The organism is Octadecabacter sp. SW4 (assembly GCF_008065155.1).
GTDB lineage: Bacteria > Pseudomonadota > Alphaproteobacteria > Rhodobacterales > Rhodobacteraceae > SW4.
Genome location: NZ_CP042819.1, coordinates 2,847,549 through 2,865,695, shown reverse-complemented (window position 1 = coordinate 2,865,695; position 18,147 = coordinate 2,847,549). Strand labels below are relative to the sequence as shown.

The 18,147-nt window shown below is 60.2% G+C and carries 21 protein-coding genes; 17 read left to right on the top strand and 4 right to left on the bottom strand.

The features are described 5' to 3' along the window. Positions 1-21 precede the first annotated feature (21 nt). Positions 22-882 (top strand): GyrI-like domain-containing protein, encoded by an 861-nt coding sequence (locus FTO60_RS14200; protein WP_148056577.1) that lies wholly within the window; start codon positions 22-24, stop codon positions 880-882. Here the strand turns inward: FTO60_RS14200 and FTO60_RS14195 are convergent. Continuing rightward, positions 879-1,835 (bottom strand): L-malyl-CoA/beta-methylmalyl-CoA lyase, encoded by a 957-nt coding sequence (locus FTO60_RS14195; RefSeq protein ID WP_148056576.1) that lies wholly within the window; start codon positions 1,833-1,835, stop codon positions 879-881. The genes FTO60_RS14200 and FTO60_RS14195 overlap by 4 nt on opposite strands. Before the next feature lie 263 nt (positions 1,836-2,098). Between FTO60_RS14195 and dgcN the strand changes: the two genes are divergently transcribed. From dgcN to FTO60_RS14180, 3 genes are all read left to right on the top strand, one after another. Then, entirely contained in the window at positions 2,099-3,100 is a 1,002-nt protein-coding gene (gene dgcN, locus FTO60_RS14190) for an N-acetyltransferase DgcN (protein ID WP_148056575.1), read from the top strand. A 68-nt stretch (positions 3,101-3,168) separates the two neighbouring features. Further along, entirely contained in the window at positions 3,169-4,134 is a 966-nt protein-coding gene (dgcA, locus tag FTO60_RS14185; RefSeq protein ID WP_148056574.1) for an N-acetyl-D-Glu racemase DgcA, read from the top strand. Positions 4,135-4,144: 10 nt separating this feature from the next. Next, a complete protein-coding gene (locus FTO60_RS14180; RefSeq protein ID WP_148056573.1) occupies positions 4,145-5,005 on the top strand; it encodes a D-amino-acid transaminase in 861 nt (286 codons plus the stop codon). On the opposite strand, the gene FTO60_RS14175 is transcribed toward FTO60_RS14180, so the two are convergent. Beyond that, complete coding sequence (locus tag FTO60_RS14175) at positions 5,002-5,319, bottom strand: DUF1244 domain-containing protein (protein WP_148056572.1); 318 nt, start codon at positions 5,317-5,319, stop codon at positions 5,002-5,004. The two genes, FTO60_RS14180 and FTO60_RS14175, sit on opposite strands and share 4 nt — an antisense overlap. Positions 5,320-5,335: 16 nt before the next feature. Then, entirely contained in the window at positions 5,336-6,076 is a 741-nt protein-coding gene (locus tag FTO60_RS14170) for an N-formylglutamate amidohydrolase (RefSeq protein WP_148056571.1), read from the bottom strand. 134 nt (positions 6,077-6,210) lie between these two features. Between FTO60_RS14170 and pyk the strand changes: the two genes are divergently transcribed. From pyk to pheT, 9 genes are all read left to right on the top strand, one after another. Continuing rightward, positions 6,211-7,656, top strand: a complete 1,446-nt coding sequence (gene pyk, locus FTO60_RS14165) for a pyruvate kinase (RefSeq protein WP_148056570.1) — start codon at positions 6,211-6,213, stop codon at positions 7,654-7,656. 39 nt (positions 7,657-7,695) lie between these two features. After that, positions 7,696-7,920 (top strand): hypothetical protein, encoded by a 225-nt coding sequence (locus FTO60_RS14160; RefSeq protein WP_148056569.1) that lies wholly within the window; start codon positions 7,696-7,698, stop codon positions 7,918-7,920. 111 nt (positions 7,921-8,031) lie between these two features. Then, positions 8,032-8,232, top strand: a complete 201-nt coding sequence (gene rpmI / locus FTO60_RS14155; RefSeq protein WP_148056568.1) for a 50S ribosomal protein L35 — start codon at positions 8,032-8,034, stop codon at positions 8,230-8,232. A 12-nt stretch (positions 8,233-8,244) separates the two neighbouring features. Next, entirely contained in the window at positions 8,245-8,604 is a 360-nt protein-coding gene (rplT, locus tag FTO60_RS14150) for a 50S ribosomal protein L20 (protein WP_148056567.1), read from the top strand. Between the two features lie 299 nt (positions 8,605-8,903). Continuing rightward, on the top strand, positions 8,904-9,257 hold the full coding sequence (locus FTO60_RS14145; protein ID WP_148056566.1) for a YciI family protein: 354 nt from the start codon (positions 8,904-8,906) through the stop codon (positions 9,255-9,257). Between the two features lie 6 nt (positions 9,258-9,263). Further along, on the top strand, positions 9,264-10,529 hold the full coding sequence (locus FTO60_RS14140; RefSeq protein ID WP_148056565.1) for an RNA polymerase sigma factor: 1,266 nt from the start codon (positions 9,264-9,266) through the stop codon (positions 10,527-10,529). 128 nt (positions 10,530-10,657) lie between these two features. Beyond that, positions 10,658-11,722 (top strand): phenylalanine--tRNA ligase subunit alpha, encoded by a 1,065-nt coding sequence (pheS, locus tag FTO60_RS14135; RefSeq protein WP_148056564.1) that lies wholly within the window; start codon positions 10,658-10,660, stop codon positions 11,720-11,722. Between the two features lie 36 nt (positions 11,723-11,758). Then, positions 11,759-12,199, top strand: coding sequence for an ASCH domain-containing protein (locus FTO60_RS14130; RefSeq protein ID WP_148056563.1), 441 nt, complete (start codon positions 11,759-11,761; stop codon positions 12,197-12,199). Beyond that, positions 12,196-14,595 (top strand): phenylalanine--tRNA ligase subunit beta, encoded by a 2,400-nt coding sequence (gene pheT, locus FTO60_RS14125; protein ID WP_148056562.1) that lies wholly within the window; start codon positions 12,196-12,198, stop codon positions 14,593-14,595. The genes FTO60_RS14130 and pheT overlap by 4 nt, the downstream gene beginning before the upstream one ends. Here pheT and FTO60_RS14120 read toward each other — a convergent pair. Then, positions 14,592-15,482: a LysR family transcriptional regulator gene (locus FTO60_RS14120; RefSeq protein WP_148056561.1), complete on the bottom strand. Its 891-nt coding sequence runs from the start codon at positions 15,480-15,482 to the stop codon at positions 14,592-14,594. The two genes, pheT and FTO60_RS14120, sit on opposite strands and share 4 nt — an antisense overlap. 85 nt (positions 15,483-15,567) lie before the next feature. Here FTO60_RS14120 and FTO60_RS14115 point away from each other — a divergent pair, with 85 nt between their 5' ends. From FTO60_RS14115 to FTO60_RS14100, 4 genes are all read left to right on the top strand, one after another. Continuing rightward, on the top strand, positions 15,568-16,197 hold the full coding sequence (locus FTO60_RS14115) for a bifunctional 2-polyprenyl-6-hydroxyphenol methylase/3-demethylubiquinol 3-O-methyltransferase UbiG (RefSeq protein ID WP_148056560.1): 630 nt from the start codon (positions 15,568-15,570) through the stop codon (positions 16,195-16,197). Positions 16,198-16,248: 51 nt separating this feature from the next. Next, the gene (locus FTO60_RS14110) at positions 16,249-16,692 is read left to right on the top strand and encodes a YtoQ family protein (RefSeq protein WP_148056559.1); all 444 of its coding nucleotides are present in this window, start codon (positions 16,249-16,251) and stop codon (positions 16,690-16,692) included. 305 nt (positions 16,693-16,997) lie between these two features. Then, the gene (mscL, locus tag FTO60_RS14105; protein ID WP_148056558.1) at positions 16,998-17,408 is read left to right on the top strand and encodes a large conductance mechanosensitive channel protein MscL; all 411 of its coding nucleotides are present in this window, start codon (positions 16,998-17,000) and stop codon (positions 17,406-17,408) included. Between the two features lie 113 nt (positions 17,409-17,521). Continuing rightward, a complete protein-coding gene (locus FTO60_RS14100) occupies positions 17,522-18,121 on the top strand; it encodes a short chain dehydrogenase (protein WP_148056557.1) in 600 nt (199 codons plus the stop codon). The last annotated feature ends 26 nt before the right edge of the window (positions 18,122-18,147 follow it).

Below are 18,147 nucleotides of genomic sequence, written 5' to 3'. Positions count from 1 at the left end.
ACGGCGTGCCAGGCTGTTCGCATGCGTGAATACCCTCACATTGACCCTACCAGCGCCCGTATCTTGCGGGTGCTGGATTATGTCTACGCCAATACGGATGGCGATCTGTCGCTGGACCGGCTCGCTGATGTCGCGGCCCTGTCGCGGTTTCACTTTCATCGCGTGTTTCGCGCGATCACCGGTGAAACCGTTGCCCAGGCCGTGCGCCGTGTGCGGATGAACCGCGCTGCAACTATGTTGGTGCAGTCCGAAGATGCCATTGCTGCCATTGCCACCAGTTGCGGCTATCCCAATGGTGACAGTTTCGCCCGCGCGTTTCAGGGCCAGTTCGGCCTGACACCTGCTGCCTTTCGGGCGCGGGGGGCCATGCAGGTTGCACGCACAACCCTGACTGAAAGGACGACGCACATGACCTATCCCGTTGAAATCCGCGATTTGCCGACCCATCGCTTGGCCACTGTTGATCACGTTGGCCCTTATCCCGAAATCCCCAAGGCCTTTGATACGATATCGGCCTTGATGACGGCGCGGGGGCTGTGGCCGCACGGGCAGGGGATGGTGGGTATCTACTTTGATGATCCCGCGACCGTTCCCGCCGCTAAGCTGCGCAGCAAGGCCTGCGTGATCGTCGATGAAGCCTGCGAGATCGCGCCGCCAATGAGCGAATACATCCTGCCTGCGGGCGAACATGCGGTGCTGACCTATACCGGCCCCTATTCCGGTCTGCCCACGGCCTATGACCAGATTTATGGGCAGTGGCTGCCCGAGTCGGGCCGTGAATTGCATGATCTGCCCTGTTGGGAGCGGAGCCTGAATTCGCCGATGGACACCGCCCCGGAGAACCTGATCACCGAGATTTGCGTGCCTTTGAAGCCCGCCTAACCCGCGATCATTTCCGACTGTTTCACGATCACTTCGGCCTGTTTGATGCTGGCGATGTCGACAAGGCGGCCCTTATAAACGGTCGCGCCTTCGCCGCGCGCTTTGGCGTCTTCCATCGCGGCAAGGATTTCGCGGGCTTCGGCCACGGCCTGTGCAGACGGGGTAAACACCTCGTTGGCGAGCGCGATTTGCTTGGGGTGGATGGCCCATTTGCCGACCATCCCAAGGGTCGCAGAACGCCGTGCCTGCGCGCGATAGCCGTCGTCATCGCTGAAATCACCGAACGGGCCGTCTACGGGCAAAACGCCGTGGGTGCGGCATGCGGCAACGATGGCGGCCTGCGCCCAGTGCCACGGATCGGAATAATGGCGGGTGTCGCCGTGTTGCATGTAATAGTTTTCCTGCGTCCCGCCGATGCCGGTCGTCTGCATCCCCATCGAGGCTGCAAAGTCAGCGGCGCCAAGGCTCATCCCGGCCATACGCGGGGAAGCGGCGGCGATGTCTTCGACATGGGCGATACCGGCGGCGGATTCGATGATGACTTCGAATGTGACAGGCTTGCTGCGCCCCGTGGCGCGTTCAATGGCCGTGACCAGCGCATCAACGGCATAAACATCTGCCGCGCAGCCAACCTTTGGAATCATGATTTGATCCAGCCGGTCACCGGCCTGTTCCATCACATCGACCACGTCGCGATACCAATAAGGCGTATCAAGGCCGTTGATCCGCACCGACAGCGTCTTGTTGCCCCAGTCGACGGTATTGATCGCTTCGATCACATTGGCGCGGGCGGTGTCCTTGTCAGAGGGCGCTACGCTGTCTTCCAGGTCAAGGTTGATCACGTCAGCCGCACTCGCCGCCATTTTCGCAAACAATCTGGTGTTTGATCCCGGGCCGAACAACTGACAACGGTTTGGGCGGGCAAGGGGGGCAGGTTGCAGACGGAAGGACATGGCGGGCCTTTCGGGTAATGATGTTTCGTTTCGAGCTGGTGAATGGGTAGAATATTGCGCGTCTGTGCGCAAGGCGTGTTTTGCAGTCGCAGCATTGCAGGCGCGGCATTCTGGCGGGCATCGGGCCGGGGCGCAGGATTTTCGCGCTATAACCATAATTGGCGGGTCAATCATGCAACGAGTCTGTCTATATATGGCGATTTCAGTATGACTTCGTGCTAGTTCGCGCCCAAACATAGCGTGACCCAGAATCGGAGAGAGCCATGATCAAGACGCCTTACCTATTATTCCTTGGCGATGCGCCAGACCAACTGGCTGCAAAGGTTGCCCAAGGGATCAAGGATTGGCGCCCCGATCATGCGGTTGGGCAGTTGCGCCTGCCGGGTTGTGGTGCGGATCTCGGGCTGCCCGACCTGACCTTGCAAGCGGCGCGCACGGCTGGCGCGCAGACGTTGGTGATTGGCGTGGCCAACCGTGGTGGCGTGATTTCGCAAGCCTGGAAAAAAGTGCTCGTGATGGCGCTGGAGGAAGGGTTCGACCTTGCCAGTGGGCTGCACAACCTGTTGCAGGATGAACCCGATCTGGTGGCGGTCGCGCAGGCCTGTGGGCGCAGCCTGCATGACGTGCGTATCCCGTCGGTGAAATATCCCATAGCGAATGGTGTGAAACGGTCGGGCAAGCGGTGTTTGGCCGTGGGCACCGATTGTTCGGTTGGCAAGATGTATACCAGCCTGGCGATGGACCTCGAGATGAAAAAGCGCGGATTGAAGTCTTCGTTTCGCGCGACCGGCCAGACGGGGATTCTGGTGACGGGCAATGGTGTGCCGCTGGACGCTGTCGTGGCTGATTTCATGGCCGGATCGGTGGAATGGCTGACGCCAGATAATGATGCTGATCACTGGGATCACATCGAAGGGCAGGGCAGCCTGTTTCACGTGTCCTACTCGGGCGTGACGATGGCCCTGATCCACGGTGGGCAGCCCGATGCGCTGATCCTGAGCCACGAGCCGACCCGCAAGCACATGCGCGGCCTGCCCGATTACGAACTTCCCGGCCTTGAGGTGCTGCGCGATACGGCCCTTGCGATGGCACGCGTTGCCAACCCGGCCTGTCAGGTCGTCGGGATTTCAATCAATACCCAACATCTGAGCGAGGCCGATGCGATGGCCTATCTGGCCGAAGTCGAGACCCGCATGGGCCTGCCCGCAGTTGATCCGTTCCGGCAGGGGGCTGCGCGGCTGGTGGATGCGCTGATCGCGATCTAAGGTATATGTCTCACGCGTCGGAGCCTCCGGCGGGAGTAGTTTTAAACAGAAGAAGCAAGGTGGTGCGCATGGTCATCAGCGTGAGTGAGGACGTCTTTCGGTTGGCCGAGGTGTTCACCATTTCGCGCGGATCGCGCAGCGAGGCCAAAGTGCTGACCGTGCGGGTGACGCGCGGTGCTGTAACGGGCTGGGGCGAATGCGTGCCCTATGCCCGCTATGGCGAGACGTTGGAGAGCGTTGCTGCACAGGTGCGCGGGTTGCCCGGTGGGATTGATCGGGTTGCTTTACAGGATGCTTTAGCTGCGGGCGCGGCCCGAAATGCGGTCGATTGTGCGCTCTGGGATATTGAAGCGAAACAAGCGGGCAAACGTGCCTGGGAAATGGCTGGACTGCCGGCGCCGCAGCCTGTGATCACCGCCTTTACCCTGTCGCTGGGCGAACCCGATGCGATGGAGGCGGCGGCGCGCAAACACGCCCATCGCCCGCTGTTGAAGATCAAGCTGGGCACGCCCGATGATATGGCGCGTCTTGAAGCGGTGCGCCGTGGCGCGCCAGATGCACCGATCATCGTCGATGCAAACGAGGGTTGGTCCGCCGAGGTTTACAGCGACCTTGCGCCGCATCTTGTGCGTCTTGGCGTGCAGCTGGTGGAACAGCCCTTGCCAGCGGATGCGGACGACATGCTGGCCGAAATTGCCCGCCCCTTGCCGGTGTGCGCCGATGAAAGCTGCCATGACCGCGCCAGCCTGCCTGCGTTGAAGGGCAAATATGATGTGGTCAATATCAAGCTGGACAAGACAGGCGGCCTTACCGAGGCGCTGGCGCTGCGCGATGCTGCCCGCGATCAGGGCTACGGTGTGATGGTGGGCTGCATGGTCGGCTCGTCGCTGGCGATGGCCCCTGCGGTGATCGTCGCGCAGGGCGCGCAGGTCGTTGACCTTGACGGCCCGCTTCTTCTGGCCGAAGACCGACCGGAACCACTGATATATGACGCAGCGGGTGTGCATGCCCCCGCCGCCGCCCTTTGGGGATAGGAGAAAGACCATGAGCCGCACAGTTTACGTCAACGGAGAATACCTGCCCGAGGATCAGGCGAAGGTCAGCATCTTTGATCGCGGCTTTCTGTTTGCCGATGGTGTTTACGAGGTCACCAGCGTGCTGGGTGGCAAGCTGATTGATTTTGCGGGCCACGCCAAACGGCTGGAGCGGTCGCTGAATGAATTGGACATGCGCAATCCGATCAGCACCGATGATCTGCTAGCGGTGCATCGCGAATTGGTGCGCGCCAATGGCATTGTCGACGGGATGATCTATTTGCAGATCACGCGCGGCGCGGCGGCCGACCGTGATTTCGCTTTTCCCGCAGATGAGGTGGAGCCGACGGTTGTGCTGTTCACCCAGTCCAAGCCCGGTCTGGCCGACAGCCCCGCTGCCAAAGTCGGCATCAAGGTGATCAGCATTGCCGATGAACGCTGGGGACGGCGCGATATCAAGACGGTGCAGCTGCTTTATCCATCGATGGGCAAGATGATGGCGAAAGCCGCAGGGTGCGATGATGCCTGGATGGTCGAGGACGGCGCCGTGACTGAAGGCACTTCCAACAACGCCTATATCGTCAAGGGCAACACGATCATCACCCGCCAGTTGGGCCACGAGATCTTGAATGGGATCACCCGCGCCGCCGTGCTGCGCTTTGCCCGTGAGGCGCAGATGAAGGTTGAAGAACGCGCCTTTACAATTGCCGAAGCCCAAGACGCCGATGAAGCATTCATCACCTCGGCCAGCACATTTGTGATGCCTGTGGTCGAAGTGGATGGCGCGGCTGTGGGCACGGGCACACCCGGCCCCGTGGCCGCCCGCCTGCGCGAGATTTATCTGGAAGAAAGCCGCAAGGCCGCCGTCTAGCCTTCGCGGTCGGTGACGTTTTCCTTGAACGCGACGTCGAATGCCGCCTGCTTTTCGGGGCTTGCTTCGGTCTGGTTGGCAGCGCGCCAGTCGTCATAGGGCATACCGTAAAAGGCTTCGCGCCCTTGCGCCTTGTCCATGTCGATGCCGCGCTCGTTTGCGGCTTCCTGATACCAGCGCGACAGGCAGTTGCGGCAGAATCCAGCCAGGTTCATCAAATCGATGTTTTGCACGTCGGGCCGATCCTGCATCAGGTGGTCTCGTAGGCGACGGAATGCAGCGGCTTCGATTTCGAGTTTGGTTTGGGCGTCCATAGCGGCCTCCTTTGGATCAGAGATTGGCACGGATTCGCGCCGCTTGAAGGATCGGGGCGAGCCGTTCGGCCCATGCGATTTGATCCTCGAAGCTGTCAATCAGGTCATTGCGCAGTTCGACCAACGCGTTGGGCCGCCCCGTTTGCAGGGCATGCCGGTCAACCGTGTCGCCGGGCAGGTGGCCTGCGTAGGGTTCGTTATCGCCCACGGTCAGGTCGGTTTCCTGACGCAGCAAGGCAATCAGCGGATCGGGCAGGCGGTCATCACCTTCGTGCAGGATGCCGATCTCCCAAGGGCGGGGCGGGCGCCCGTTCAATTGTGGCGTAAAGCTGTGAACTGACAGGATAATCGTATCCTTTTGCCGCGCCGCCATCTTGGCAATTGCAGTGTGATAGGGCTCGTATAGGGCGCGGCGGCGGCGCGCCAATTCGTTGGCATCGGCGTGCCGGTTGGCGGGAATGACTGTGCCGTCATAGATCTTCATCAGCAAGGTCGGGTCATCCAACCCGCGGTTCGGGTCAATCACCAGCCGCGAGAAATTTGACAGGATCGCAGGGGCGTCCAGCAATGCGGCCAGTGCGTGGGTCACGCCTGCCGCGCCCACGTCATAGGCAATGTGGCGATGCATATCTTCGGCGTGCAGCCCCAGATCGCCGCCATTGATCCAGTCTGGCACGGCATTTGTGGCGTGGTCACATATCACCAGCCATTTCGCGGGGCGATCCGCGCCGACAATTTCAAAAGGTAAGTGAGTCACAGCTGTGTCCGGTGCCTGTCAAGTCCATGTCATTGCGTTTAGAATAGTTGTAGCGGGAAGTGAATTGCGCAATAAGGCGACAACAGCGGCGTTAGCGGTAACGGCGCGCAGCAAGACTTAAAAGGACGATCCAGATGAAACGCTCTCGGAATGTGAAAATCGTCGCGACCCTTGGGCCTGCGTCCAACGACGAAAAGATGATCCGCGCCCTGCACGAGGCCGGCGCAGATGTGTTTCGCCTGAACATGAGCCACGGCGATCATGCGGAAATTCGCGCCCGCCACGCGATCATCCGCAAGATCGAGGATGATCTGGGTAGTCCGATTGCCATTCTCGCCGATCTGCAGGGGCCTAAGCTGCGTCTTGGCGTCTTTGCCAACGAAGAAGAGGAGCTTGAGGTTGGCGCGTCGTTCCGCCTTGATCTGAGCGATGCACCGGGTGACGTGAACCGCGTGCAACTGCCCCACAAGGAAATTTTCGACGCACTCGAGCCCGGCTCGCACCTGTTGGTGAATGACGGCAAGATCAAGCTGCGGGTCAAGGATTGCGGCGCGGATTTCGCCAATTGCGTCGTCGTTGTGGGCGGCACAGTGTCCAATCGCAAGGGCGTGAACGTGCCTGATGTCGTGCTGCCGCTGGCGGCGCTGTCGGACAAGGACCGCAAGGATCTGGAATTTGTCTGCGAGTTGGGGGTCGACTGGCTGGCGCTGTCGTTTGTGCAGCGCCCCGCCGATGTGGATGAGGCCCGCAAGCTGGCCAAGGGGCGCGCCGCGATCCTGTCCAAGATCGAAAAGCCCGCCGCTGTAAAGGCATTTGACGATATTCTGGCCGTGTCTGACGGGATCATGGTGGCACGCGGCGATCTGGGTGTGGAACTGCCCGTGCAGAATGTCCCGCCGATCCAGAAACAATTGGTGCGCAAGTGCCGTGCGGCCGCCAAACCGGTGATCGTTGCCACGCAGATGCTTGAATCGATGATCGACAGCCCGATGCCGACCCGCGCCGAAGTCTCGGACGTGGCCACCGCCATCTATGAGGGCGCGGATGCGATCATGCTCAGTGCGGAAAGTGCCGCCGGATCGTTCCCGATCGAGGCCGTGCAGACCATGAACAACGTCGCGATGGAGGTTGAGGCCGATCCGACCTATCGCGATATCATCGAATCCTCGCGTCGTGCAGATCGTAAAAGCGTGGCCGATGGCATTGTCGCGGCCGCCCGCGAGATCGCCGAGACTGCTGATATCAAGGCGATCTGTTGTTATTCAGAATCTGGAACGACCGCGCTGTTGGTCGCGCGCGAACGTCCGCGTGTGCCGATCGTCGCCTTGACCACGATTCAGAAAACCGCCCGGCGGTTGTGCCTGACATGGGGCACCAATTGCGTCATGTCGGGCGATGTGAACCGCTTTAAGTCCGCGGTGATCGAAGCCGTTCGCGCAGCTGTGTCCCAGGGCGTCGCGACGAAAAAGGATATGATCGTCGTGACTGCAGGTGTGCCGTTCAACACGCCCGGGTCGACCAATATTCTGCGCGTGGCCCCCTGCGAGGAACGTTTGATCTTTGCTGCGGAAACAGAGTAGCCTTTCCCCAACGTAACGGGTGAAAGGTTTTTTTGGGCGATGAATCCTGACGTGATGCTGGTAATCGGGCTGATTGTTGCAGCCTTTTCTATCCCGCCCATCTTGGGCGCTTTTGCCGAGGGGCGCGCGCCCCGCGCTGCCGCCATTATGGTGTTGATTGGCGGCGGGTTGATCGCCCTTGCGGTGTCCCAGAAACCCGGCGGCTACGAGATCAACGAAATCCCTAATGTCTTCGTGCGGGTTGTTGGCCAGTTAATACGCTAAATCCGCTTGCTTTGACTGCCGGTGCATCCTATAGCACCGCTTCAACCCGCGCGTCCGGCCGAAATGGCATGCCGAGTCGCGCGCTCGACCGACCCGAAAGAGGAGACGGAAATGCCGAAGATGAAGACGAAATCGAGCTGCAAAAAGCGGTTCAAGGTGACGGCCTCGGGCCGCATCAAGGCTGGTCAGGCAGGCAAGCGCCACGGCATGATCAAGCGTTCCACGAAATTCATTCGTACCGCGCGCGGCACGACAATTCTGGCCAAGGCTGATGAAAAGATCATCAAGCCTATGATGCCATACGCGCGCTAGGGGGGACGGAACATGCGAGTTAAAGGCGGAACCGTCACCCATCGTCGTCACAAGAAGGTCACTGATGCGGCCAAAGGCTATTATGGCCGTCGCAAGAATACCTTTAAGGTCGCAGCGCAGGCTGTCGACAAGGCGAACCAATATGCAACCCGTGACCGTAAGAATCGCAAGCGCAACTTCCGCGCTCTGTGGATTCAGCGGATCAACGCAGCCGTGCGCAGCCATGACGAGGCGCTGACATACAGCCGCTTCATCAACGGCCTGTCGCTGGCTGGTATCGAGGTCGACCGCAAGGTGCTGGCCGATCTGGCCGTCCACGAGCCCGAAGCGTTTGGCGCGATCGTAAAGCAAGCTCAGGCGGCACTGGCCTAGGGCCAAGGACGCGCGTCATTGAAGAATCAAGAAAGGCCGCCCTTTTGGGCGGTCTTTTTTTGGGCCTCCATTTGGTTCGGACGGGCCTGAAATCAGCGCTCTGTCCCACTGTCTATTGATGTGGGGTCGTGGGGACTTTAGCCTATGCAGGGGTGGGGATTGGCAAGTTCAGGCCCGCGCCCGGTGCCTCGCCCGGCCAGACCGGAAAAAAAATTCGACAACATTGTCGAAATGCCGATCCGTGAATCGTCTGGTATGTAGAGGGTTCGTCCCTCGGCAAAACATCAAAGGAGACCAGCATGCAATATATGTGTCTAATCTATTCCACCGAAGGCACCGGCCCACAGCCGGGAACTGATGATTGGGGCCCGTTCATGCAGGGCTATATGGACTTCACCCAACAGGTGAAGGACGAAGGCAAATTCATCGCCGGGGATGCGTTACAGCCCGTCGCCACGGCGACGACGCTGGCCATTCGCGACGGCAAGACCGAAACCGTCGACGGCCCATTTGCAGAGACCAAGGAACAGCTTGGCGGGTATTATCTGCTGGATTGCGTTGATCTCGATGAGGCGCTGAAATATGCCGCCATGATTCCAACGGCCGAACATGGCCGCATCGAGGTGCGCCCGATCATCGTGTTTGACGCGTAAGGCCCAATGCCAGCGCAGCCCCCTGTTGACAGCGGCGCGACGATCGAGCGTCTGATCCGTGAAGACTGGGGGCGCATCCTGGCCGCGCTGGCGCGTGGGCTGGGGGATTTGCAGCTTGCCGAGGACAGTCTGCAGGACGCGATCGAAACGGCGATGCTGCATTGGCGCCGGAATGGCCTACCGCGGGCCCCGGATGCATGGCTGCTGACAACGGCGCGACGGCGGGCCATTGATCAGATTCGGCGGCGCGCCAACCTTGCCGCAAAACTGCCGGATCTGGCCTATCTGAGCGCGCTGGAAGCGGCCGATGCCGCGGATGCTGCGGCACCGGATGGTGTGGCGGGCCCGGTGCCGGACAAACGGCTTGAGATGATATTCACATGCTGCCACCCGGCGCTGGAGGAAAAGACGCGGATTGCCCTGACCCTGCGCACGCTTGGTGGGCTGACGACGGAGGAGATCGCGGCGGCATTTCTGGATAAACCCGGCGCCATGGGGCAGCGTCTGACCCGCGCCAAGACCAAGATCGCCAAGGCCGGCATCCCCTACAAGATCCCGGAGCCGGAAGATCTTGGCGAGCGCCTTGATGGCGTGATGCGGGTTATCTATCTGATTTTCAACGAAGGTTACCGGGCGAATGCAGGTGACGCCTTGACGCGGGTCGAACTGAGCGACGAGGCAATCCGGCTGGCGCGGATCATGGTCGGGCTGCTGCCAAAGGAGGCGGAACTGCGCGGCCTTCTGGCGCTTTTGCTGCTGCATGATGCGCGTCGCCACACCCGCGAGGACGGGTCGGGCGGATTTGTGCCGTTGGAACATCAGGACCGAAAGCGCTGGGATCGCGGGCGCATCGGCGAAGGGCGCAGCGCTCTGATTGGCCTGCCATTGAACGGGCCCTATCAGATCCAGGCGGCGATCAGCGCGCAACATGTCGCAGCGGCGGCATGGGCGGACACTGATTGGCCCGCCATATCGCGGCTTTACGCGCAACTGGAACAGCACGAGCCCAACCCGGTTGTGCGGATCAATCGGGCCGTTGCCCTGACCTATGCCGGTGATCTGGCTGCGGCCTCGGCACTGTTGGGTAAGGTCGCCGGGGCGGGAGGGATCGAGACCTATCAGCCATTCTATGTCGCAAGGTCCCTGCTTTCGCGGCGTCAGGGAAACCGGGCCAAAGCGATGGCTGATCTGGACCGGGCGATCGAATTGACGCGGTCCCCGCCCGAACGGCGGTTCCTGATTGCCAAACGGACCGATCTGCTGCGAACTTGAGTGCCAGGGCCCGCAGGTTTGTCTCGGCGTTGTTTCGCCGCCTCAGGTTTGGCGCTCCCGCGGCGGGCATTGCTTGAAGTTGTCAGGCGCGCGCGGTAACGAGCATTGTCCAATTCAAGAGGCCCCCAATGGATGAATTGAAGTCCAAATATCTCGACCTGATCGGCAGCGCCGCTGACGAAGCCCGACTGGAAGATATCCGCGTCGCCGCTGTTGGCAAAAGGGGCGAGATTAGCCTGCAAATGCGCGAGCTGGGCAAGATGACGCCCGAAGAACGGCAGGTGGCTGGCCCCGCGCTGAATGCGTTGAAGGACGAGATCAACAGCGCCTTGGCCGCGAAAAAGGCCGCGCTTGGTGATGCCGCACTCGATGAACGCCTGCGCAGTGAATGGCTGGACGTGACCCTGCCTGCGCGCGACCGCCGCGTTGGCACGATCCATCCGGTCAGTCAGGTCTGGGAGGAATGCACCACGATCTTTGCCGACATGGGCTTTGCCGTGGCCGAGGGGCCGCAGATCGACAGTGACTGGTATAATTTCGACGCGCTCAACATTCCAGGCCATCACCCTGCGCGCGCCGAGATGGATACGTTTTACATGCACCGCGCAGAGGGCGATAACCGCCCGCCGCACGTGCTGCGCACCCATACATCGCCGGTGCAAATCCGTCATATGGAAAAGCACGGCGCGCCGACCCGGATCATCTGTCCGGGCCGTGTCTATCGCGCCGATTACGACCAGACGCATACGCCGATGTTCCATCAGGTCGAAGGGCTGGCGATTGACAAAGATATCAGCATGGCCAACCTGAAATGGGTGCTTGAGGAATTCTTTACCGCCTATTTCGGCACCTCCGTCAAAACCCGTTTCCGCGCCTCGCATTTCCCCTTCACGGAACCCTCAGCCGAGGTCGACATTCAGTGTTCGTTCGAAGGCGGCACCGTGAAAGTGGGCGAAGGCGATGACTGGCTTGAGGTGCTGGGCAGCGGCATGGTCCACCCCAAGGTGCTGCAAGCGGGCGGGATTGATCCCGCCGAATGGCAGGGCTTTGCCTTCGGCATGGGCATCGACCGGATCGCCATGCTCAAATACGGCATCCCCGATTTGCGCGCGTTCTTTGACAGCGATTTGCGGTGGTTGCGGCATTATGGGTTTGCTGGATTGCAGGTGCCGACGATCAGGGGCGGGGTGTAACGTGGGTTTTAACCCACCTTACCAACAGGAAAACCAATGACCGACGACATCGAAGACCTTCAGCAAACCTATCCCGGCGCCGGAACGTTCAAGTTCGGCGACAGTGCGGAGTTGTGTCAGCGTCTGATCAAACTGGTCCGTCAGGGCAAGAAGACCGCGACCTGTGGTGCGGCGTCGGATTTCGCGGATGAACCCGAAGCGATGCCGGTTATGGGCCGCTGCGACATCGCCGCCAACTGGGATGGCACGCCCGCGCTGGTCATCAAGACCACCAAGGTTGAAGAAGTCCGGTTTTGTGACGTGACCGAAGACATGGCACTGGCCGAGGGCGAAAACGATACGCTGCTGGGCTGGCGCAAGGATCACAAAGCGTTTTTCAAACGCAATGGCGGCTATGACCCTGAAATGCTGCTGATATTTGAACATTTTACGCTGGTCGAAGACCTGCACGGACGCGCCTTGGAGGCAAAGACATGAAGTTTACCCTAAGCTGGCTGAAATCGCACCTTGAAACAGATGCATCGGTGGATGAAATCACCGAGGCCCTGACTGATCTGGGGCTTGAGGTCGAGGGTGTTGAAAACCCTCTGGCCAAGCTTGATGCGTTTACCCTTGGCTATGTCACCCACGCCGAAAAGCATCCCGATGCGGACAAACTGCGTGTGTGCAAGGTCGACACGGATGAGGGTGAGCTACAGATCATCTGTGGCGCGCCCAATGCACGTCAGGGCATCACCGTGGTCGTCGCCAAACCCGGCGTTTACGTGCCGGGCATCGATACGACCATCGGCGTGGGCAAGATCCGCGGCATTGAATCCTATGGCATGATGGCGTCCGAGCGCGAGTTGGAACTGTCGGACGAACACGACGGTATCATTGAACTGCCCAGCGGCAAGGTGGGCCAGAAGTTCACCGACTGGTTGGCTGAAAATGACCCCTCCAAGGTGGACCCCGTCATCGAAATCGCGATCACCCCGAACCGCCCCGATGCCTTGGGCGTGCGCGGGATAGCCCGCGATCTGGCGGCGCGTGGTTTGGGTGTGATGAAGGACCGCACGGTTGATCCGGTGCCCGCGTCCTTTCCATGTCCTGTCAGCGTGACGATTGATAGCGATACACTGCCGCAAGCCCCCGTTTTTTACGGCCGCGTCATTCGGGGCGTCAAGAACGGCCCCAGCCCTGTATGGATGCAGGATTTGCTGCGCGCCATCGGGTTGCGCCCGATTTCATTCCTTGTCGATGTGACCAATTTTTTCACATATGACCTGAACCGCCCGCTGCACGTCTTTGACGCGGACAAGATCGCCGGGAACACCCTGCGCCTGCATCGCGCCAAAGGGGGTGAAACCCTGATCGGGCTGGACGAAAAGGAATACACCTTTCAGGAAGGCATGACGATCATCTCGGACGCCGAAAAGCCCGAGAGCATCGCCGGTGTGATGGGGGGTCTGGAAACCGGCTGCACGATGGACACGGTCAATGTCTTCGTCGAAGCCGCCTATTTTGACACGGTGCGCACCGCCTATACGGGGCGCGCGCTGAAAATCAATTCCGATGCGCGCTATCGGTTTGAACGCGGGATTGATGCGGCATTCACGCCCGAGGGTCTGGAACACGCGGTGCGCATGATCGTGGACATCGCGGGCGGCGAGGCGTCCGAGGTTGTAATGGCTGGCGAACAGCCCGATTTTGCACGCGCCTACAAACTGGACACGGATCGCTGTTCTTCGCTCGTGGGCATGGACATTCCCGCCGATACCCAACGCAAGACCCTGACCGATCTGGGTTTCGTGATGGAGGGTGACATGGCCCATGTGCCGTCATGGCGCCCTGATGTCATGGGAGAGGCTGATCTGGTCGAGGAAGTCGCGCGGATTGCCTCGCTCACCAAACTGCAAGGCAAGCCATTGCCTCGCGTCCGTGCGGGCGTGCCTGCCCCGGTAATGACGCCCGTGCAGAAACGTCAGCAGATGGCGCGGCGCACCTGCGCGGCGCTGGGTTACAACGAATGCGTCACCTACAGCTTTATTGATCAGGCCTCGGCGGGGCTGTTTGGTGGTGGCGATGACGCGACCATGCTGCAAAACCCGATTTCGTCGGAAATGTCGCATATGCGCCCTGCGCTTTTGCCCGGTTTGTTGCAGGCCGCCGCGCGCAATCAGGCGCGTGGTTTCATGGATATGGCCTTGTTCGAGGTCGGCGATGCCTTTGCGGGCGGTGAACCCGGCGAACAGCATGGCATTGTCACGGGCCTGCTGATCGGACGCACAGGCCCCAAGGATGTGCATGGTGCGGCGCGCGCCGTGGACGTGTTTGATGCCAAGGCCGACTGCGAGGCCGTGTTGGCCGCCATCGGTGCCCCCGCCAAGGTGCAGATCATGCGTGACGGTGATACCTGGTGGCACCCCGGGCGGCATGGCAAGGTCTGTCTGGGTCCGAAAAAAGTGCTGGCAGTTTTTGGTGAAATCCATCCCAAGGTGCTGGCCGCGATGGATGTCAAAGGTCCGGCGATGGGCTTTACCATCTGGCCCGAAGAGGTGCCTTTGCCACGCAACGCCGGTGCCAGCCGCGGCGCATTGGTCGCGCCCGATCTGCAAGCGGTCGAGCGTGACTTTGCCTTTGTGGTCAGCGCCGATGTCGAAGCACTGACGTTGGTCAACGCCGCTGCCGGGGCAGACAAGGCGCTGATCGAAGGTGTGCGCGTGTTTGACGAATTTATCGGGGGTAGCCTTGGTGAGGGCCAGAAAAGTCTTGCGATCACGGTGCGCCTGCAGCCGACGGATGCGACCCTCAAAGAGGCCGATATCGAGGCTGTTAGCGCCAAGATCGTCGAGAAAGTCACTAAGGCGACGGGTGGAACACTGCGCGGTTAACGGGCGACGATTGCCTCGGCCAAAAGATCATACACCAGCCGGATGCGCGGGCTGGTGTGGATTTCGCGGTGGGTGACCAGCCAGATCGGAAAGGTCACGTGCAGATCGTCTGGCATGATCGCCTCCATATCGGGTGCGCGGGCGCCGTGGTAAACATCCATCGGGCAAATGCCCAACCCCGCGCGGGCAAGTTCCCAAGCCACCATGCCGTTTTCGGAGGAGGCCCGAAAGGACTCGGGCGTGACAGGTATATCCATAGCGACCATATAGCTAACCATGCGATCCACGTCGCCAAAGGAGACCCAGTCGTGTTTTGCCAGCTCCGCGCGGGTGGTGGGGCGGCCGCGTTGATCCAGATAGGTTTTTGACGCATAGAAATGCCCGACAGCATCCAGCACAAGGCGCGCCACAAGGTCGGGTTGTTGGGGGCGCTGGTGACGGATCGCGATATCGGCCTCGCGACGCATCAAATCCTGAATGTCGTTGCTTGCGACCACGTCGATCATCAGTTGCGGCGCGGCCTTGCGCAGGGTCGCGACCACCTTGGGCAGAAATGTCACGGCGGTGATGTCGCTGGCCGTGATCCGCACCTGGCCACTGATTTCCGAGCGTTGCCCGCTAGCGGACAGGGCAACGCGTTGCGCCGCCTGCCCCATGTCGCGCGCATGGGGCAGTAACTCGCGGCCCGCATCCGTCAAATCAAGCCGCCGCCCGACCCGTTCAAACAGCATCACGCCCAATTGTTCTTCGAGCGCGGCGACCTGTCGGCTAAGCGTTGGTTGCGTCAGACCCAACCTGCGCGCAGCGGCGGACAGGGAGCCAGAATCTGCCGTCGCCAGAAAGGCGCGCAGATGGGTCCAGTCGGGGGCCGATTTCATAGTATCCATACGAAAATGTATAAGTAACCTGCGAATTTCGTCAATTCCCCGTGGACCAATGCATATGTAGGGTGGTTTCTGAAAGGAGCACACCATGAAAATCGCAAATTACTGGGACAAGCGCGCTCGCAAATATGCCGCTTCCAAGATCGCCGATCAGGCCGCTTATGAATATACCCGTGAACGCACGCGCAGCTACATCAAGCCAACCGATACGGTGCTGGAAATGGGTTGCGGCACGGGATCGACGGCGCTGGAACTGGCCCCCAATGCGGCGCAGATTATCGGCACGGATGTCTCGCCCGAGATGATCAAGATCGCGACTGAAAAGGCACAGAGCGGCAGCGTGACCAATGCCAGTTTCCGCGTGGCATCCGTTGACAAAGCGCTCGACGGGCCGGAACCCGTGGATATCGTCACAGGCTTCAACATCTTTCATCTGGTGCGCGACCGCGAAGACATCTTTGCCGCGATTTCCCGCAAATTGCCCGCAGGTGGGCTATTTATTTCTAAAACGCCTTGCCTGTCCGAACCCTCGACCGGGATCAAGCGTTTTGCTTTTGCCGCGATCATTCCGCCGATGCGCCTGTTGGGTATTGCGCCCTATGTAGGGCGGTTCAGCTTTGCGCAACTTGAAGGGGCGATCCGCGACGCCGGTTTCGATTTGATCGAAGTGGGCAGCTTTCCCGAAATGAGCCGCTATATCGTCGCGCGCAAGCGTTAACCCCACGCGACAAGTGTGTTAGCAACGGCCCGAACAAAGCGGAGAAATCGGATGTTGAATGTATATCTCTCGGGCGAAATCCACACGGATTGGCGTGAACAGATTATCGCGGGGGCGCAGGGACTGGATGTGACATTCAGCAGCCCCGTCACTGATCATGCGGCCAGCGACGATTGCGGCGTGACGATATTGGGTGAAGAACCTGACAAGTTCTGGCACGATCATAAAGGGGCCAAGGTCAATGCGATCCGCACTCGCAAGGGAATCGAGGATGCGGATGTGGTGGTCGTGCGCTTTGGCGAGAAATACAAGCAATGGAATGCGGCGTTTGATGCAGGTTACGCCGCAGCACTTGGCAAGTCATTGATCGTGCTAAGCGGGCCTGACCACCAGCACGCCCTGAAAGAGGTTCACGCGGCAGCGCTGGCCGTGGCCCAAGACCCCGCACAGGTTGTCGCGATCTTGCGCTATGTGCTGACCGGTAGGGCGGGTTAGAACCCGACACTGCGGGACCGCGCAGTTCATAGTGCGCCCCTGTGTTTCAAGCGCGATAGAGACCCCGACGCCGTTGGGCGGGGCGGGGAAAAACAGGATCGCGCCTTGGCGCTTTGCCGACCAGCATGCTGTGGTTGGACACTATGAAAGGTCAGCCCTGCTTGGCCGCTCTGTGTTGTATTTTGACCTAAACGCGCCGCAGATATAAAAAAACCCTCGTTATCTGCGATTTTAGCGCTATCAATGTGCGCACGAGCGCAGCGGGCAACAGACCCGCGCGCAGGTAACACAGTGGGAACAGTGAAATGATTAAAGAATTCAAGGACTTCATCGCTAAGGGCAATGTCATGGACATGGCTGTTGGTATTATCATCGGTGCGGCCTTCACCGCCATCGTCGGCAGCCTTGTGGCCGATCTGATCAATCCGATCATCAGCCTGTTCATGGGCGGCATCGATTTCAGTGGCATGTATGCGTTGCTGGGAGAGGGCGAGTATGCCTCGATCACTGCAGCCGAAGAAGCGGGCGCGGCCGTGTTTGCCTATGGCCGCTTTATCATGGCGATTATCAACTTCCTGATCATCGCGTTTGTGGTGTTCGTGTTGGTGCGCAGCGTCAACAAGATGAAGAAGAAAGAGGAAGAAGCCCCCGCCGCGCCAGCAGGCCCGACGCAGGAAGAGCTTTTGATGGAAATCCGTGACGCCTTGAAAAAGTAAGCGTTGCAATAGGTCCAACCGGAAAGGCCCGCCATGTTGGCGGGCCTTTTCGCGTTTGCGGTGGTCTGATGGCAAATGCGACGATAGGCTTGACCGGGCAAAGGGGACACACCATGAAAATCATTATTATCGGCGCCACTGGTGCCGTTGGCAAAACTGCCGTTCAGGCCTTGTCTGCACGTCATGATATCATCACGGCGGGTCGATCAAGTGGCGACATCAACGTCGACCTCGAGGATTGTGCCAGCATTCAGGCGATGTATGATCATGTTGGCAAGGTCGATGCCGTGGTCTGTGCGACCGGACATGGCCACTTTGGCCCCGTTGCCGACATGACACCTGCGCAATGCATGATCGGGATCAACGCCAAGGCAATGGCGCAGATCAGTCTGGTGCTGGAAGGGATCGGGCATGTCAGTGATGGCGGATCATTCACCCTGACCAGCGGCGTGTTGAACCGTGATCCGATCAGGGGCGGGGCGGCGGCTGCGGCGGCGAATGGGGCGATTGACGGCTTCGTGCGCGGGGCGGCGGTGGATATGCCGCGCGGTTTGCGGATCAACGCCGTCAGCCCCGAAGTTCTCGAGGCGTCACGCGCAAAATATGACGGGTTCTTTCGCGGCCATACGCATGTCAGCGATGAAGCCGTCGCGCTGGCCTACAGCAAAGCCGTCGAAGGCTGCCTGACCGGCCAGGTATTCATCGTCGACTAGGCCCGCCATCGCTGGCGGGCCTGCCT

Coding starts and splice junctions, on each gene's coding strand:
- FTO60_RS14175 (WP_148056572.1), bottom strand. CDS start 5,319: ATGGACGCCCAAACCAAACTCGAAATCGAAGCCGCTGCATTCCGTCGC.
- FTO60_RS14130 (WP_148056563.1), top strand. CDS start 11,759: ATGACCGACGACATCGAAGACCTTCAGCAAACCTATCCCGGCGCCGGA.
- rpmI (WP_148056568.1), top strand. CDS start 8,032: ATGCCGAAGATGAAGACGAAATCGAGCTGCAAAAAGCGGTTCAAGGTG.
- FTO60_RS14145 (WP_148056566.1), top strand. CDS start 8,904: ATGCAATATATGTGTCTAATCTATTCCACCGAAGGCACCGGCCCACAG.
- FTO60_RS14195 (WP_148056576.1), bottom strand. CDS start 1,835: ATGTCCTTCCGTCTGCAACCTGCCCCCCTTGCCCGCCCAAACCGTTGT.
- FTO60_RS14110 (WP_148056559.1), top strand. CDS start 16,249: ATGTTGAATGTATATCTCTCGGGCGAAATCCACACGGATTGGCGTGAA.
- pyk (WP_148056570.1), top strand. CDS start 6,211: ATGAAACGCTCTCGGAATGTGAAAATCGTCGCGACCCTTGGGCCTGCG.
- dgcN (WP_148056575.1), top strand. CDS start 2,099: ATGATCAAGACGCCTTACCTATTATTCCTTGGCGATGCGCCAGACCAA.
- dgcA (WP_148056574.1), top strand. CDS start 3,169: ATGGTCATCAGCGTGAGTGAGGACGTCTTTCGGTTGGCCGAGGTGTTC.
- FTO60_RS14115 (WP_148056560.1), top strand. CDS start 15,568: ATGAAAATCGCAAATTACTGGGACAAGCGCGCTCGCAAATATGCCGCT.
- pheT (WP_148056562.1), top strand. CDS start 12,196: ATGAAGTTTACCCTAAGCTGGCTGAAATCGCACCTTGAAACAGATGCA.
- mscL (WP_148056558.1), top strand. CDS start 16,998: ATGATTAAAGAATTCAAGGACTTCATCGCTAAGGGCAATGTCATGGAC.
- FTO60_RS14180 (WP_148056573.1), top strand. CDS start 4,145: ATGAGCCGCACAGTTTACGTCAACGGAGAATACCTGCCCGAGGATCAG.
- FTO60_RS14200 (WP_148056577.1), top strand. CDS start 22: ATGCGTGAATACCCTCACATTGACCCTACCAGCGCCCGTATCTTGCGG.
- FTO60_RS14160 (WP_148056569.1), top strand. CDS start 7,696: ATGAATCCTGACGTGATGCTGGTAATCGGGCTGATTGTTGCAGCCTTT.
- pheS (WP_148056564.1), top strand. CDS start 10,658: ATGGATGAATTGAAGTCCAAATATCTCGACCTGATCGGCAGCGCCGCT.
- FTO60_RS14120 (WP_148056561.1), bottom strand. CDS start 15,482: ATGGATACTATGAAATCGGCCCCCGACTGGACCCATCTGCGCGCCTTT.
- FTO60_RS14100 (WP_148056557.1), top strand. CDS start 17,522: ATGAAAATCATTATTATCGGCGCCACTGGTGCCGTTGGCAAAACTGCC.
- rplT (WP_148056567.1), top strand. CDS start 8,245: ATGCGAGTTAAAGGCGGAACCGTCACCCATCGTCGTCACAAGAAGGTC.
- FTO60_RS14140 (WP_148056565.1), top strand. CDS start 9,264: ATGCCAGCGCAGCCCCCTGTTGACAGCGGCGCGACGATCGAGCGTCTG.